We start from the raw sequence: 16,932 nt of genomic DNA on the forward strand, positions 1-16,932 counted from the left end.
ACCGCCATCGTTAACCCCCTATCATCGTTATAACATCGTATTATAAAATCATATCCATACAACATTATACACAAACAAATTTATGCAATTTAATCTGTACTATTTCCATTTCATTATGCGAATATTCATGCTTAGTGTTGTCAGCATCCTCTGTTTGACGGAGGTATTGCTTGCATCGGGAGCGAACGCCCAACTTTTACAGAAGAAAATAACCTTGGAAATACAGGAAGGCAGTATAGCAGAAGCTGTGAAAAACCTGGAATCAAAAAATATCCTCATTGCCTATGATGCAGCTAAATATGACCTCAACGGCAAGAAAGTCAGTGCCAGGCATTTTAGCGGCAGACCGTTGCGCGAGGTGTTGGCTTATGTGTTTAGGGGAACGGACCTCGACTTCCGCGAAACCGGCGCTTATATCATTTTGGAAAAGAAAGTACCGCAAACGCCCGGCCGGGTCAGCGGTACGGTATACGACGAGCGTGGGCTGCCCCTGGTCGGCGCCAATGTCCGGGTGATCGGTAGTAAATCGGCTCAAACCGGCGTGGACGGTACTTATAATATGGAGCTGCACGCCGGTACTTATGTCGTGGAGATCAGTTATATTTCCTACAAGACACAACGCGTACAAGAGGTCAAGGTAGAAGCTGACCACTTACGAGGAAGTTGTTTCTCTTCGGTTTAATGGTTTGCCTAACGAGGTAAAGATCTTTCGAAATGAGTCAGAAGTGCCTGCGGCATCCGGATATCAGACGTATAAAGTCCCTGCGGGTAAAGCAAGCTACCGCTTTGAGGATGCTGAAGGAAACATTCTCATGGAACACGAATTAGAAGTAACAAGCGATTCGAAACCGATTACGGTCTTTGATAGCGGAAATGGATTTTTACTTGTAAACCCTATCGATGAGGTAGAGGTGAATCCAGCCAAGCTGAAATTGGATATTGCAAATGTGAGCAATATTACGGATAAGAACAACGTAACTTTAGCAGTATATCGGCTGAATTTTAATCTAGAAGCTGTAACAGAACCAACGATAATAAGAAATGTAACGTCCAATTTTACAGATGAGTTCAAAGAAGTTGACTTTGGAGATTTGACAAACTTTGAAAACGGAGAACAAGCCGCTATTTACGTATTGGACGAAAACATGGAGCCTTATCGTCGAGAAGGTTTACCCGTGGCCTTTGTTTTCTCTCCGACTATAGAGTACCCAGAGGGCGCGGCAGAACTTAACAAGGTCTACAAGATCATCTTAAAAGAAGAAGAAGAAACCGATTTCCCTTTAGAAGGGCCTTTTGGAGCATATCCGGAAGGCTTTTATATGTGCGCCGCAACAGTGCTACTAAGCAAATAAACCCCATGAAAGCCATCACCACACGAGAACACGAAACATTACAAGCTAAGCTGATGCAGCTAGCGCGCGACGCAGAAAACCCCGAAACTCGCCAAGCTGCCGAAGAGGGTTTGGTGGTCTTACAGCAGCAATATGAGACCTACCATGAAATGGTCGCGCAGCTAAAGGCTTGCATGGTGGAATACCGTGAGCTACAAAAAAGTCTGCGCTCAGATATTTTGGTTCCCGCATTACGACAGGAACGTAAAGCCACAAAATTTAATGTTCGAGATTTTCAGTTGATGGCAACAGAGTAATATACTAAACAACAAAAGAGAACGCTTGTGGGATGATGGTGGGGTTGTAGGTAAGCGGTACCAGTCGGTGCCGCTTTTTTTGCGCATCGCATCTACAATAGATCTATTCTTCAACGAGACGACAGGTGCATTCTTATTCGAGAATTATCAATTCTATTTAACTACTACTTTATAGTCTGTATCTCGATCGGCTGAGCTAGATAAGGTGCCGACTGAAACAATAATTGTTCTTCTGCTGTGCCATTTACCCTATGCCTGATCTCGGACTTAACCTGCACTTCTCCGCACCGGAGACGGGCAAGTGCCTCGGCAACCAGTGCATCACGTTTGTCGCCGAAAGGGTAGAGGGAGAGCGTGTTGTGTTCGGCAATTTTCCATTGCGGTTGCAGACCGTTCTGATATTCTCCTTGATCTTGTGCATTGTATATCATAGGGAGAATATGCCACACGGAGCTCGTGCCAACCACAGATGCTGGTGTGGTCAGCGTTGTGCTGGCCATATCCTTGCCGTAGGTAGAGCCACCAATATGAATAACTTCGATGTAAGGACGAAGGTTGTTGATAAGCATCTCGGAAGCGGAAGCCGTGTGTCCAGTACCCAAAATCAGCAATCGTCGGAATCCCAGTCCTTTTTGGCGTACATTGGTGGCGGCGAAACTGTAGCCATCCGGTTGTCTGGCCAGTGTCTGTGCAAACGTTTCTTGTAGATTTTGAAGGCGCCCGTTGCCTTTGTAATGCACAAACACATCGTTAGGCTGTACATCGGCTAAAGCCAATGCGACAAAAGCAGCAAAAGCGACGCTTCCGCCACTGTTATAGCGCAGATCAAGGATTAGTTCTTGCACGCCATTAGTCTGTAATTTCTCTATGGCTTTCAGTAGATCGTAGCCGCCAGAGAAGTCGAAATGGCTTAGGAACAGATAACCAACCTTGTTATCCCCATCGGCCATAAACACCTCCGAAGGGTAGATAACTGGCTGAGAAATATAGGCAGCGGGCAGGGTATAAGTCGTGCCATTAGCCAGCGTAAGAAAGATACTAGTTTGCTGAGTCGCCTGTTGTAACCAAACGGATAGCCTATTTTCCGTAGGTAATTGTCCATTGATATGCTGCAGCGTGTCTCCGCGTTGTAAACCAAGTCTATCACCGGTGCTACCAGGTACCACATGGCTGATGAGCGAAATGGTGGCGTTTTCTACTTTAAACTGAATAAATCGAAGCCAAACGTGTTTAATAGCGTTGTACCGTAGGTGTCGGTTTTTCCGGATAGCATCATGCTGGAAAAACGATCTTCTTTAACCAATAGCGATTGGAAGAAATCCTTCGGTGAATGGTTATAATTGGCCGCTGGCGGAAGTGCAGACGACCAGTAATAATATTGTTCCATCTGGTCGTGAATCCAGCCGTTGACAGCTTCTGACGAGCCTGCGGGGAAATCCGGCGCGTCTTTTTTGCAGGAAGTGGCTAACAACATGCATATCAAAAGCACAGCATAACAGTTTGATCCCCTGACGAACATGAGATACAAGTTCGTCAAAAATTATAAATATACCGTTAATCTTATATGAAGTTTTTTGGGTGATTTTAGCATCGCCCAAAAAACTTTACTTTTAAAAGGAAATTAAAACTTAGCACCCAGTGTTAACACCACATTAGTGCGCTGATGTTTGATATCTGCCACGGGATTCGCGCTGCCCCAAAATTCTTCGTTAATAACGTATGGACTTACTTTATAATCATTGACGAAGTGTACAACGGCTAAATCGAGATAAAGCGTATTTGTAAGTTTCGTTCCCAAGCCTAAGCTACCGCTGTACTGTGTGTTATCGGCATTTTTGTACGGGTTACCGAAATAGTTTATACCCACACGTCCACTGATGGCATTGGTAATTAGATACTCGCCACCTAGGCGTAAGTTAACGACACCTTGATAAGCATCTTTGAAATCTTGGTCCCAAAGAGCGTCGTCAGATGAATTTACACGTCCAATATCTCTAATTTTAATACTGGCATAATTCACGTATTCGGCATCTGCTGAAACCAGTCCACGACCAAAAAACTTGGACACACCAAGGCCAAATTTCCAGGGTGTAATCAAGCGATAGCTAAAATCGTCTGTAAACTCTGTTTCACCATAATCAAATGGATCTTGAGCATTGTCATCATCGTAATAATCCACACCAATATAACTCTCGGTATATTGATCAATGGTGTACCAAGTGGGAGAGGTAATGGTGGCGCCGATGTTCCAATCAACAGCCGGTTTGTAAATAGCACCGATCTTGAAATCAACCCCCGATCCTTCCGAACGTTGGTAGTAATCGTCCAGCATCTCGTAATTTACATCCAAAAACTCGTAATTTGGATGGGTCGGATCTATGAAATTGGAGCTAGGGTTATCAACGGCCACTGCCGCCGCATCTTTCGTCCAACCGTATTCGGAGAACTGTGCCGAGTTTTCATGTATAAAAGAAGTGAAGCCTATGTTACCGCCAATATAAAAAACGTTGTTGTAATTACCACCAAATGCCAAAGATGTTCGGAAACTGTTGCCCGTTGTTAATATATCACTGATCTGATCTTTATTTCCAGACTCGTTGGTGATCGGGAAATAGCCTTGGTCGGCGTCGGCAAATCTTTCAATAAGTTTCACGCCGGATAAATTGCTAGCAAAAGCTTGATCTCCAAACTGTGCAATGTCATCCGTATAAGCACTAACGATGGTGTTGTTTGGGTTTATGCCTTCATAACGTACATTGTTCGAAAATCTATTGGTGTTTTCATAGCCTATCCCGATATTGAAATTTTGCCAGCCGTGGTAACCTTCGTTCTTGGGGAAGTGGAAAACAACGCCAGCATGGTCAACACCAAATCTGCCTTTGTTCTTGCTGATACTGTTCCCAAAGTACGAGCCTTTATTGGCTGCATTGTCGTAGTTGAACGTAATGGATATATCGGATTGGCCGAAGAACCCCAAGCCTGCCGGATTCCCCGTAATGGAACTGATATCACCCCCCAATGCTGTTTTTGCATTTCCTAACCCTTTGAATCGCGCAGTACCACCATTGTTTTCTTGTGAAAAAATTAACCCGTTGCTAAGCGATTGGCTATAAGCAGAAAAACCGATGCCTGAAACTAATAAAGATGTAAAAAGTATTTTTTTTAAGCGCATAGTCTGTGTTAAAGAGTAGAGACGCATACCTCGCGTCTCTACATCATATCAATAAATATCTGTTAAAATTATCTTGTTCTTCCGCCGCGGGAACTACCTCCGCCACCAGAGCTTCGGGACATTCCACCTCCGCTGCTACCCCTTGACATTGATCCGCCCGAAGAACCTCTAGAAGGCGAGTACGAAGGTGTGCTTCGTGTCGTTGGTCTAGACGGTTGGGTCGTAGTAGGTCTAGACCGCTGCGTTGTCGGACGAGTGGTCGTCCTAGACGTTCCCGAACGTGATACACCGCTATTTGGTCGGGTAGTCGTTCTCGTTCGATTTCCTATGGCTTCTCTGTTAGTGGTACTGCGTGTGCGTGTGCTAACACGAGATGAGTTTGATCTGTTCGATGTGCCTCGGGTTACTCTGCCGTTTTCAGATCGCACGCGGCTTGTGTTTCCAACAGAACGTGTGGTACGTGTACCAGATGCCGTGGCACGACTTGTCCTTCCCGTCACAATACGTCCGTTTCTATCTCGGGTTACACGAGAGTTGGAAACGCGGGATGTATTACCTACGCGTGTATTATATCCGTCGCGGGCCCCAATACGTGACGGCGCACCGCCTGGTCTTACGCTATATCGGTTTCCACCGTAATAATGATTTCCATATCCATAATAAGGGTGTCCCCAAGCGTTATAGCCCCAGCCAGCATACGGGTATCCGCCCCATCCCCAGCTTCCATATCCGTAATAAGGATTACCCCATCCCCAACCAAAACCATAATAAGGGCGACCCCATCCGAAACCTAGAGACCAGCCCGATCCCCAGCCCCAGCTAGACCATCCGAGGCCAAAACCTCCGTAGCCATACCAAGGATCAAACCAAGGATCGAAATAAGGCATGCCTGGAGCTCCATAATAGAAACGGTTAATACGGTTCGCATATACTAAATCGTTGTCATACTCAAAGCCTTCTACATATTCTTCATCGGAATACTCGTCAGCATAGTAGTCGTTTTGCGCGTATTGCTCCTCCTGCGCTTCTCCATCGGTATAATAATAATCCGGACTCAGGTAATCTTCGGGAGCTTGGGATTGATTATTATACACATCGTCTCGGTGGGCGATCTGCCTGCTTGTTGAGCACGAGCTCAGCGCAAAGATGGCTGCAAGTGTCAAACTACCGAATAATAATCTATTTTTTTTCATGATATCCTCTACTGTTAAACTTCGCTAATACAGTCTTTATTTATTATCTTAGACCCGTTTTTTAGACAGGGGTTTAATCCTATGCCAAAAATATGAATAAAACTTTAGGGCTACCCGAAGTTTTTATAATAATACGAACAAATTACAATAATTGATACAGAAATAATAATTGAAATAAATAATGGGAAAAGGTATAACAAGTCGTAGTGAAGACTATTCACAATGGTATAACGACTTAGTCGTCAAGGCTGATCTGGCAGAACATTCTGCCGTTCGTGGTTGTATGGTCATTAAGCCTTACGGGTACGCTATTTGGGAACGCATGCAGGCTATATTGGACAAGAAATTCAAGGATACCGGGCATTCGAACGCTTATTTCCCCTTATTTATCCCTAAATCCTTTTTCTCTAAAGAAGCTTCGCATGTGGAGGGGTTTGCAACAGAATGCGCTGTGGTAACACACTATCGGTTGAAAAACGATGGTGATGGGAATATTGTGGTGGATGAAACGGCAAAATTGGAAGAAGAACTGATTGTACGACCTACGTCGGAAACGATTATCTGGAATACGTATAAAGGCTGGATTGAGTCCTACCGTGATCTACCTATTCTAGTAAATCAGTGGGCGAATGTGGTGCGATGGGAAATGCGTACCCGTTTATTCTTGCGCACAGCGGAGTTTTTGTGGCAGGAGGGACATACGGCACATGCCACACGTGAAGAAGCTATTGAAGAGGCTGAACGGATGTTGGAAGTGTATGCGGATTTTGCAGAACAGACACTGGCGGTTCCTGTCATTCGAGGCGTAAAAACAGAAAACGAACGCTTTGCCGGAGCATTAGAAACATATTGTATAGAAGCGCTTATGCAAGATGGCAAGGCATTGCAGGCCGGTACTTCGCATTTCTTAGGCCAAAATTTTGCGAAAGCTTTTGATGTGAAATTTACGTCGAAAGAAGGAAAATTGGAGCACGTTTGGGCGACTTCTTGGGGTGTGTCTACGCGCTTGATGGGCGCGTTGATTATGGCACACTCCGATGATCAAGGGCTTGTGTTGCCACCAAAATTAGCTCCTATTCAGGTGGTTATCGTTCCTATTTACAAAACTGAAGAAGAAAAGGCGAACATCGATGGTTTTGTCAATAAGCTAACAAGCGAATTGCAAGACATGGATATCTCGATAAAATATGATGATCGGGATACGCAACGTCCAGGATTTAAATTTGCCGAGTGGGAAATGAAAGGTGTGCCGCTACGTGTTGCAATTGGCGCGCGTGATATGCAAAATGGTACGGTGGAATTGGCACGACGTGATACCCAGACCAAAGAAACGGTATCACAGGAAGGTCTTGCCGTGACCATCGAAAACCTGTTGGGTATTATCCAGGAGAACATTTATCATAAAGCGTTGTCTTTCCGTAGCGAACACATTACGGAGGTGAATTCTTATGAAGAATTTAAAGATGTATTGGAAAACAAGGGAGGTTTTATTTCCTGTCATTGGGATGGTACGGTAGATACTGAAAAACGCGTAAAAGAAGAAACGAAAGCAACTATACGTTGTATTCCTTTGGACGCAAAGGAAGAAGCGGGTGTTTGTATCTTTACAGGTAAGCCATCTGGTAAGCGCGTATTATTTGCGAAAGCGTATTAAAGGTATGTAGGGGCGTGGCATGCTACGTCTCTACGAAGAGATAGCAAGAGTATGTTTAAAAAAATAGTGGCTGTTGAACCATTAAATTTAATTCCCTCGGCAGAGAAGGCGTTGTCCAATTATGCCGAGGAAGTCGTTTTTTATCCCAATAGCCCACAATCTGCAGAGGAGATGGCGTTACGGATTGGCGACGCTGATGCTGTTTTGATCAGTTATATTTCTCGGTTGGGTGAGGATGCATTGGCAAAGTGCCCTAACGTAAGATATATCGGTATGTGCTGTTCATTGTACAGCCCCGAAAGCGCCAATGTGGATATTCGGTATGCGAATTCCAGAGGTATTACCGTTTTAGGAGTCCGCGATTACGGAGACGAGGGGGTCGTGGAATATGTCGTGAGCGAACTCGTGCGTTGCTTGCACGGTTTTGGTGTTCGGAATGATGGTGTGCTGCAAGAGCCATGGGATGGCGTGCCTCGCGAAATCACCGGTACGAAAGTTGGCATCGTCGGGTTAGGTAAATCGGGTGGTATGGTGGCAGATGCGTTGCGTTTCTTTGGTGCAGAAATCTCCTATTTCGCACGTTCGGAAAAAGAAGATGCGAAACAGAAAGGCTATCGCTTTTTGCCGTTAAGGCAACTCTTAAAAGAAAATGAAGTTATCGTTGCTTGTTTAAATCGTGGTGTTGTTTTGATGCATGAAGAGGAGTTCGCGGAAATGGGCGATCGGAAGATTCTGTTCAATACCGGACTTTCGCCGGCTTGGGACGAAGGGCCTTTTGAAAAATGGATAGAACAGGACAATCGTTGTTATTGCGATACCTTAATTGCTTTGGGAGATGAGAAGTTTTTGACGTATCCTAATGTACATTGTATGCAAGTTTCCGTAGGCCGTACCCGCCAGGCGTTTGTACGCCTGAGCGAGAAAGTACTGGCCAATATCGAAAACTATCTTAAAACACAATAGGCGAAACGATATTTCGTAATGTATTTACAATGCTCCAACCTGCAATCTGGGCGGTAGCGCTATATACATCAACTACCGCATGGACTTGTTCATTTTTGATCTCTATGCGGTGGTTATCTCCCACAAAATCAGGAATAGAGGTAATCGATACCTGCATGTTTTCAGGGCCGACTGATGCAATCGATGCCGCTACGGATACGTTGACGCTGGTCGGGAAAAGGGCAATGGCCTCGATAGCGTTCCCTTCGAATACCTTTTTTTTCTCGTGTTGGAGAGATTCCTGATACACGGATGATTTCCGCAGCGAATTGGGGCTTTTTTCGGTTTGAAACGTTGCTTCGCATTTACCCATCAAGGAAACTGTACGTAAAACGTCAAGTCCGCCAATAGCACCAGATGCGATGTGTACTTTCGTGCCGTTTTCTCTTGCTGTTTTCGTAACATGCTCATAAAACGCCTGGTCTGCAAAAGCTCCCATGGAGAGCGTCACGATAGATGAGCCGTTTTTTAAAGCGTCGAGCGCAAATTCCTTAAGGGCATTTGGAGAGGCGGTTTCGATAATATAATCGGGTTTCATTGCCAAAACATCTTGAATCGACGCACAAGGTGTACAGGTTGATCCGGAATCTATTGTGTTTACTTTATCGGCAATATATTGTGCTTTTTCCTTGCTGCGGGAGTACGTCGCAATCAATTCATACTCCGGAAGCAAATTATCATTATACGCGTCCGCAACAAGGGTAGCCAATTTGCCACAACCAACGATAGCTAAAGTCTTTTTTTCCATGTTGTCCAACATACAGCTTTTTTCAAGCAAAGCAAAATCGTTTTTTGCTTTTGGGTTAAACCTATCGCTATATTAACGCTTCCTTTATGATACGGAACGATTCCAGACGCTTCTGATTATCGTAAACATAATTTGTTGTCATGATTTCGTTAACTTGATAGCGTTTGGCAAAATCATAAATATCTTGTTTAAGCGTTTTCTCATTTCCGGTGAAAGTACACGCTGTCATGCTGTGGACGGCTCTTTCAATTTCGGGGATGCCGTGGTATATAGGTTGTTCTGTGGGAGGTGACAACGGACGACGGTGGTTTGTGATAATGCCGGCAAACATATTATGTAGGCTGGTAGAGAGGAAGTCAGCTTCCTCCGTTGTTTCGGCACCTATAATATTAACGCACGCAATGAAATAGGGTTCTTTCAAATGTCTAGAAGGCTTGAACTCCCTTCTGTAAATCTCAGCTGCCTGGGCGAGCATCGCCGGTGCGAAATGTGCAGCGAAAGCATAAGGTAGACCTAACTCAGCAGCCAAGTGTGCAGAATCTGTACTGGAACCTAAAATATAAATCGGAATATCCAATCCTTCACCCGGAAAGGCACGTACTTTTTCCGATGGATCATCGTTTTCAAAATATTGTTGGAGAGCCTGCACATCGTCCTTGAAATAAAAGGCCGTGTTCAGATTGTTACGACGGAGTGCCATCGCCGTGACTTGATCAGTACCGGGAGCACGACCCAGTCCCAAATCGATCCTGCCGGGGTATAATGTCTCTAACGTGCCAAATTGTTCGGCAACAACTAAAGGAGAATGGTTTGGTAGCATGATTCCTCCCGAACCGATCCGGATATGGTTGGTTTTACCCGCGATATGGCCAATCAAAACAGCTGTCGCGGAACTGGCAATATGTTCCATATTATGATGCTCTGCAAACCATATACGCTCGTATCCTAATTCCTCAATACATTGAGCCGCTTCCACACTTCTGACAATAGCCTGCTGTGCATTTTGCCCTTTGCAGACAGTTGCTAGATCCAAAGCCGAAAGTTTAATTTTTTCCATGCCACAAAATTACAGGCTTTGACAAGAAATATGGTAATCCTTATGTAATTACCGCGTTCCTCATTTCGCGTAGTATTCTCGGATAATATATTCCCAGCATAACGGCCCGCGCAAAGACATAAATAATAAAACTAACCCATAAGCCCACGTTGCCATATGGAGATGTTAACAACAACGCGGAGCTAATGAAAATAAATAAGGCCATCAACGTCGCATTTCGCATTTCTACACTTTTCGTCACGCCGATGAAAATGCCATCTAATTGGAAGGCGGCGAAAGATAATGCAATGTAGATGGCTGCATATAGACTGTGCGCAGAAGCTATTGCTTGAACATGTTTATCTTTCGAAAGCAACGGAATGAGCAAATCACTCAGTGCATATATACTGCCCGCCAGTATCAGGGCAGTGATGCCCGCCAAGATAGTGGAATGTCGTACTTGCTCTATAAAATAAGGTCTATCCTTTGCTCCATATGCTTTGCCCGTCAGCATTTCAGCAACATGGGCATAACCATCCAGGAAAAAGGCGGAAAGCGATACAAATTGGAGTAGGACATGGTTGGCAGCTAGAATTTGATCACCGAAATCAGCTCCTTGATTGGCAAACCAGGCAAAGCCACAAAGAAGTGCCAAAGTACGGATCATAATATCGCCATTTACTTTGAATAGTTCGATGAGCTTCTTTTTGTTTAAAATTCGGAGCCGTAACTGCTGTAAGCGGCCTGAGAGATCTTGGAGCTGCATCTTTTTAAGCAGTAGATACGTGGCAAAAAACAATGTAGACCATTCAGCTATAATGGTGCCTAACGCGATACCGCGTACACCAAGGTCGTATCCTACAACAAAAAGTACGTTCAGTAGAATATTGAGTCCGTTAAGGAATAACTGCACGAATAGTAGGTGTTTTGTCCAGCCCATCCCGATGAGTGCGCCCAGGAGGGTGAAAGTAATTAAGGTGGCTGGAGCTCCCCAGATGCGGATGTAAAAATAGTCTCTCACGAGGGATTTAATTTCATCGCTCGCCTTGAGTAAGTTAATAGCTGTTTCACCAATCAGTTGTTGGAATACGATAAGAAGTATGCCGATTCCTGTGCCCAATAACACGGCTCGAAACAGTAAGGCGTGTGTCTCGTCGACATCGTTTGCTCCGGCGGCTTGTGATATAAAACCGGTTGTTCCCATCCGAAGAAAGCCAAAGCCCCAATACACAAAATTAAAAATCAATGACGCTAAAGCGATGGCACCTAGATCAACAGCAGCCCCAGTTTGTCCGATAGCAGCAGTATCTGCCAATCCCAACAGGGGAACGGAAGCATTTGCGAGAATAACCGGAAATGCAAGTTTAATAATGCGGATGTAGTTCTTATGGATCATACCCCGCCCAAACTTACATAATACTTTTTAATTCGATTCGTCTCTCGTATTGAATTCATTAAATACTGTGGTAAACTCCGCTTTCTGCCTGGCCTCCACCTCTGAGCTAAAAGATAGGGTAACTTCATAATCATTCAGCCCACGTCCCTCCGGGAGAGCAGCGGTTATCTGGTCGATGTGATCTTCCATAGCTCCCCTTAAATCGCTTTTATCCGTTAGTGATTCCTCTTCTATAGCGATTTCGGTTCCGTTTGCCGTTTGATCGTTCAGCGCCCATTTCAGTCTTTTGAATTGCGTTTGATAAAACGACGTGACATCAATATCTAGTGTACTTCTCATATCTAAAGAACAAAAAACAACAGAAATAGTTTCTGGCGTTTTCGTGTCGGGGAAGTCCGAAAAATAGATGTTGTTACGTATGGCTTTGACGTTTAACCGAGAGGTATATTAAACAGGCAATTGACGCACTGGCGCCCATAACGGCAACCATGGGTACCATCGAACCATTATGGAAATAACTGACAGAAGCGGAAGTCAGTGCGCCTAATGCCATTTGAATACAGCCTAGAAGTGCTGACGCAATGCCCGCAAGCCTTCCAAAAGGAGCTAACGCTAAGGCGGAAGTGTTCGGAAAGATAAAGCCTTGACTACATAGGAATAGACAGATCAGTCCAAGCAGTATATAGAGGTTCATGTCTCCGGTTAACGTGATGATAACGAGCAATATCCCTGCAGACGCTTGTAGAACGCTTGCTTTTTTGGAAATCGCCGCGCTATCCCATCTGTTTAGCAGAATACGGTTAAACTGGGTAGCTATGATCAACGAGGAAGCGACCAACGCGAACGCAGCTCCATACTGAGCCTCGGACAAACCGAATAAACGCTGTAACACAAATGGTGAACCAGACAAATACGCATAAAGTCCGCTCGAAGCAAAGCCACCGACAGCGGCGTATAGAAGGAATGTGGGATTTCGAAAAACATGCCAAAAGTCCGTTATAATAGCCCGAGGTCTCAAGGACATTTCCTTATTGCCTTGATATGACTCCGGTAAAATAAAAATGACACTTAAGAAAATGAATAAGGCAAGTACGGCTAGTATGACAAAAATGATATGCCAATCAAAATTGGTCAATACAAAAGCTCCTACGCTGGGTGCCACAATAGGGGAGATACCTATCACCAACATCAGCATGCTGAATACCTTGGCGGCTTCCCGTGGTTCAAAAATATCCCTTACCATTGCTCGGCTAGCGACCATGCCGGAACAGCTGCCCAGCGCCTGCATAAACCGCAAGAAAATAAGATGATTAGGCTCCTTCGTATAAGCGCATAATATAGATGCTACTATATAAATCACAAGGCCAATAAGAAGCGGTCTTTTACGCCCAAATTTGTCCAGCAGCGGACCATAAATAAGTTGACCGAAAGCAATTCCGATAAAGAAGGAAGTCAGCGAAAGCTGTATATGTTCAAAAGTTGTTTCGAAATTTAAGGCAATAGTTTCGAAAGCGGGAAGATACATGTCTATCGAAAATGGACCGATAGCAGCAAGTAGCCCCAATGTTAATAGTATTGCAAAGCGTTTTTTTCGGGAAACGGCATTAATGTTCATATGTGGAATTTCTCTTTGTCGTGGGATAACGTCGGTACAAAATTAAGATAATATGCAAACTATTATTTACCAGTTTTGTCAAAATTTGCTATCTTATTTAAAATATAGTTCATTTGCATTTCATGATAGGATTACCAAGGGAGTACACACTGACAAATACAAATATAGAAAGTCTTTCGGTTTTTGAGTTGCTCAAACATACCGCAAGTGGAGATTTTATGGAGAAGCGGGATTTTCAAGATATTTCCGTCATCTCTCTAGAACTGAACGCAGGTGTATTTACGAAAATAAATGCTATGGGATTTCCAAATGTTGCGGTAAGCCAGGCAAGTAATGCTATTATATCTTCCTGCTCGTGTGGGAATGCTTCTTCTATGTTGTGTACGCATCAAGCCGAAATCATTCATGGTATTCTGGAACGAAAAGAGTTTCGCATTTTCTTTGATAAGATGCTTCGATACAAAACTATGTTAACTCAGGCAAAACGTTATGGACTAGAAAACGAGCCTGATTTGGATGCGTATTTTCAGTTGAGTTGTCAGCAAGGAAAAGTTCACATCGAAACTAAGATGAAAGAATTGCTTCCGATGGATGAGCAACTTTTCAAAAAAACGTTATTGCCCAAACGCCAGTCTATTTTAAAAGACTTGAACAAAACGAAAACGGGTAAAAGACAAATATTGGTAATCAGTAGACATCGTTATTACCAGCAGCTGAATTTCCTGTTGATGGAAGCCTATTGCACACAGGCTGGTAAAATCAAGAATCCGATAACAAATATAGATCCTTTACAGTTAGTCTGGAAAGCCGACGATCCACAAGAGGTTAAATTCTATACGGCTATATCGAGTTTTCAGCATAAATATAGTGAAGAAGACCACACAGAAGCAGAATTTGAAGCTATAAAACAGATTGTTAAGAATCCATTGGAACTGGAGGCCTACTACCACGATCGGGAGATATCGGAAACGGTTACGACGAAATCGCTATTACCTGTCGAATTGGAGGTGTTAAAAGCGGAGATACGGCTACAGGTATTCAAAAAAGAACCGTTTTACGAGGTGATGGGCGAATTGCGGTTCAACGATATGTCGCTTCCATTCCGTAATGTGGTTATTCGGCATGATTATTTTGTTTACCACCAGCGGGTTTTCTACGTTGTAGATCACCCGGATATGCTCCGGGTAATTAAATTCTTCAAATCGAATAACGAAATTCTGCTGATACACGCTGCTAAATACGATGATTTTTTTCAAAAGGTACTTGCTCCACTGGAGAAGTTATTACACATTGATTATAGTTATATCCGCACCGCGACACCGGTACAGTTGGCGGAAAAGACTTTCCAAACGGAATCTATTATATACTTATATCAGGAAGGTAACTATATCTCGATTACACCGGTAATGAAATACGGTTGTTTGGAGATTCCGGTGTATTCCCGAAAGCAACTTTTTGATACGGATCAAAATGGAAATGAATTTAAAATCGAACGCGATAAAGAAGCTGAAGAACGCCTCATATTGCTGGTTATGCGCCAACACCCGGACTTTCGGGAACAAATGAACGAACGTGAATACTTCTATCTGCATAAGAACCAGTTTTTGGACGAAGATTGGTTTTTGGGAGCTTTTGAAGTGTGGCGAGCGAAAGGTGTCACTATATTAGGATTCAGTGAACTCACCAATAATAAATTAAATCCGCATCGGGCGAAGATAAGCATAGAAGTAAATAGCGGTTTGGACTGGTTTAATGCAAAATTAAAAGTCCGTTTTGGGAAAAGTAACGCCAGCTTAAAACAAGTAAACCGTGCCATTAGGAACAAAAGCAAATTTGTTCAGTTAGATGACGGCACGCAAGGGATATTGCCGGACGAATGGATAGCCAAAATTTCGCGTTATTTTGAGATAGGGGAAATAGACAAAGAGTTGTTGAGAATTCCGAAAATCAATTTTTTGGACGTTACAAACTTCTTTGAAAAAGAAGTGTTGAGCCGGGAAGTACAAACCGAGATTTTAACTTTTCAGAAACAATTTCTTGCGCATAAAAGTTTTCCGGACGTTCCCGTTCCTGCGACACTTCAGGCACAGCTGCGTGATTACCAAAAAGAGGGGTTGAAATGGCTAAACTTTTTGGATGACTTCAATTTTGGCGGATGCCTTGCGGACGATATGGGATTGGGGAAAACCTTACAAATTATCGCTTTTATCTTAACACAACGGGAAAAATATGGACATACAACCAATTTGATTATTGTACCTACCTCTTTATTATTCAACTGGCAAGAAGAACTGGCTAAATTTGCCCCGTCTATAAAAATGGTATTGCACTACGGAACGCAAAGAGCTAAAAGTGTTGAAGATATGGGACAATATGAAGTGGTATTGACGAGTTACGGTGTATTGCTGTCGGACATCCGACTTTTGAAAACGTTCTATTTTAATTATATCTTTCTGGATGAGTCACAGGCTATTAAGAATCCAAGTTCCGAACGCTACCAAGCTACTCGTCTGTTGCAATCGCGGAACAAAATGGTGTTGACCGGAACACCTATAGAGAATAACACATTCGACCTCTATGGGCAGCTGTCGTTTGCTTGTCCGGGATTGCTAGGGAGCAAGCAATATTTCAGAGATACATACGCCATTCCGATTGATCAATTTGAATACAATAAGCGCGCGATAGAACTCCAAGAGAAAATTAAGCCGTTTATACTACGCCGAACAAAAAAGCAAATTGCACAAGAATTGCCCGATAAAACAGAGATGATCATTTATTGTGAAATGAACGCGGAGCAACGTCGGATTTATGATGTCTACGAACGGGAATTACGGGAATTTATCTCGGCGACTGATGAGCGTGAAGTCCGTAAAAACAGCATGCACGTATTGACAGGGTTAACCAAGCTCCGCCAGATTTGTAACTCGCCGGTGTTGCTAAAAGAAGGTCATTCGGGCGATAACGCCGTTAAAATAGACGTGTTGACCGAGCAAATTGAAAACCAATTTAGAGAGCATAAGATCCTGGTTTTTTCGCAGTTTGTGGAGATGCTCGACTTGATTAAGACGCAACTTGAACGAAAAGATATTCCGTTTGTCTACTTGACCGGGCAAACAAAAGATAGGGGTACGCAAGTACAAAATTTCCAAACAGACGAAAATATACGGGTATTCCTAATCAGCCTGAAAGCGGGTGGGGTAGGGCTCAACCTTACAGAAGCTGATTATGTCTATATCGTTGATCCCTGGTGGAATCCGGCCGTGGAGAATCAAGCAATAGACCGTAGCTACCGTATCGGACAGCGTAAAAATGTGGTGGCCGTTCGGCTCATCTGTTCGGACACGGTCGAGGAAAAAATTATAAACCTGCAAAAGAAAAAGAACAAGTTAGCCGAAGAGTTAATTAAGACCGATAAATCTTTTGTTAACGGTTTATCAAAGCACGAATTGTTGGAGTTGTTCTAAAAAA

Annotated in this window: 15 protein-coding genes; 6 read left to right on the forward strand and 9 right to left on the reverse strand. The window is 43.7% G+C overall.

Annotation, left to right across the window (positions count from 1 at the left end; translation table 11 throughout):
- The first annotated feature begins 82 nt into the window (after window positions 1-82).
- From G5B43_RS17670 to G5B43_RS17680, 3 genes are read left to right on the forward strand one after another with little or no spacing between them, the layout of a single operon-like run.
- The gene (locus G5B43_RS17670) at window positions 83-682 is read left to right on the forward strand and encodes a carboxypeptidase regulatory-like domain-containing protein (protein WP_165296127.1); all 600 of its coding nucleotides are present in this window, start codon (window positions 83-85) and stop codon (window positions 680-682) included.
- Between the two features lie 4 nt (window positions 683-686).
- Window positions 687-1,352, forward strand: coding sequence for a hypothetical protein (locus G5B43_RS17675; RefSeq protein WP_165296128.1), 666 nt, complete (start codon window positions 687-689; stop codon window positions 1,350-1,352).
- A gap of 53 nt (window positions 1,353-1,405) precedes the next feature.
- Window positions 1,406-1,648, forward strand: a complete 243-nt coding sequence (locus tag G5B43_RS17680) for a hypothetical protein (protein ID WP_165296129.1) — start codon at window positions 1,406-1,408, stop codon at window positions 1,646-1,648.
- A gap of 164 nt (window positions 1,649-1,812) precedes the next feature.
- Here the strand turns inward: G5B43_RS17680 and G5B43_RS17685 are convergent, their stop codons facing one another.
- The 4 genes from G5B43_RS17685 to G5B43_RS17700 all read right to left on the reverse strand — a co-directional run bounded on the left by G5B43_RS17685 (window position 1,813) and on the right by G5B43_RS17700 (window position 6,013).
- Window positions 1,813-2,814 carry a S41 family peptidase gene (locus G5B43_RS17685; RefSeq protein ID WP_165296130.1) on the reverse strand — a complete coding sequence of 334 codons (1,002 nt, stop codon included), beginning with the start codon at window positions 2,812-2,814 and terminating at the stop codon, window positions 1,813-1,815.
- Between the two features lie 29 nt (window positions 2,815-2,843).
- Window positions 2,844-3,137 carry a hypothetical protein gene (locus tag G5B43_RS17690; RefSeq protein WP_165296131.1) on the reverse strand — a complete coding sequence of 98 codons (294 nt, stop codon included), beginning with the start codon at window positions 3,135-3,137 and terminating at the stop codon, window positions 2,844-2,846.
- Between the two features lie 132 nt (window positions 3,138-3,269).
- Window positions 3,270-4,820: an OmpP1/FadL family transporter gene (locus G5B43_RS17695; protein ID WP_165296132.1), complete on the reverse strand. Its 1,551-nt coding sequence runs from the start codon at window positions 4,818-4,820 to the stop codon at window positions 3,270-3,272.
- Window positions 4,821-4,888: 68 nt separating this feature from the next.
- Entirely contained in the window at window positions 4,889-6,013 is a 1,125-nt protein-coding gene (locus tag G5B43_RS17700) for a hypothetical protein (protein WP_165296133.1), read from the reverse strand.
- Between the two features lie 181 nt (window positions 6,014-6,194).
- Here G5B43_RS17700 and proS point away from each other — a divergent pair, with 181 nt between their 5' ends.
- Both proS and G5B43_RS17710 read left to right on the forward strand, forming a co-directional pair.
- On the forward strand, window positions 6,195-7,667 hold the full coding sequence (gene proS / locus G5B43_RS17705; RefSeq protein WP_165296134.1) for a proline--tRNA ligase: 1,473 nt from the start codon (window positions 6,195-6,197) through the stop codon (window positions 7,665-7,667).
- Window positions 7,668-7,718: 51 nt separating this feature from the next.
- A complete protein-coding gene (locus G5B43_RS17710) occupies window positions 7,719-8,630 on the forward strand; it encodes an NAD(P)-dependent oxidoreductase (protein ID WP_165296135.1) in 912 nt (303 codons plus the stop codon).
- On the opposite strand, the gene G5B43_RS17715 is transcribed toward G5B43_RS17710, so the two are convergent.
- The 5 genes from G5B43_RS17715 to G5B43_RS17735 all read right to left on the reverse strand — a co-directional run bounded on the left by G5B43_RS17715 (window position 8,617) and on the right by G5B43_RS17735 (window position 13,464).
- Complete coding sequence (locus G5B43_RS17715; RefSeq protein WP_165296136.1) at window positions 8,617-9,417, reverse strand: aspartate dehydrogenase domain-containing protein; 801 nt, start codon at window positions 9,415-9,417, stop codon at window positions 8,617-8,619. The two genes, G5B43_RS17710 and G5B43_RS17715, sit on opposite strands and share 14 nt — an antisense overlap.
- Window positions 9,418-9,484: 67 nt before the next feature.
- Window positions 9,485-10,474, reverse strand: a complete 990-nt coding sequence (locus G5B43_RS17720; protein ID WP_165296137.1) for an LLM class flavin-dependent oxidoreductase — start codon at window positions 10,472-10,474, stop codon at window positions 9,485-9,487.
- Window positions 10,475-10,514: 40 nt separating this feature from the next.
- Entirely contained in the window at window positions 10,515-11,849 is a 1,335-nt protein-coding gene (locus tag G5B43_RS17725) for an MATE family efflux transporter (protein ID WP_165296138.1), read from the reverse strand.
- A 27-nt stretch (window positions 11,850-11,876) separates the two neighbouring features.
- Window positions 11,877-12,188 carry a hypothetical protein gene (locus tag G5B43_RS17730; protein WP_165296139.1) on the reverse strand — a complete coding sequence of 104 codons (312 nt, stop codon included), beginning with the start codon at window positions 12,186-12,188 and terminating at the stop codon, window positions 11,877-11,879.
- Between the two features lie 73 nt (window positions 12,189-12,261).
- Entirely contained in the window at window positions 12,262-13,464 is a 1,203-nt protein-coding gene (locus G5B43_RS17735) for a multidrug effflux MFS transporter (protein WP_206367410.1), read from the reverse strand.
- Between the two features lie 122 nt (window positions 13,465-13,586).
- Here G5B43_RS17735 and G5B43_RS17740 point away from each other — a divergent pair, with 122 nt between their 5' ends.
- The gene (locus tag G5B43_RS17740) at window positions 13,587-16,928 is read left to right on the forward strand and encodes a DEAD/DEAH box helicase (protein WP_206367411.1); all 3,342 of its coding nucleotides are present in this window, start codon (window positions 13,587-13,589) and stop codon (window positions 16,926-16,928) included.
- The last annotated feature ends 4 nt before the right edge of the window (window positions 16,929-16,932 follow it).

Source organism: Sphingobacterium sp. SGR-19, assembly GCF_011043555.1.
GTDB lineage: Bacteria > Bacteroidota > Bacteroidia > Sphingobacteriales > Sphingobacteriaceae > Sphingobacterium.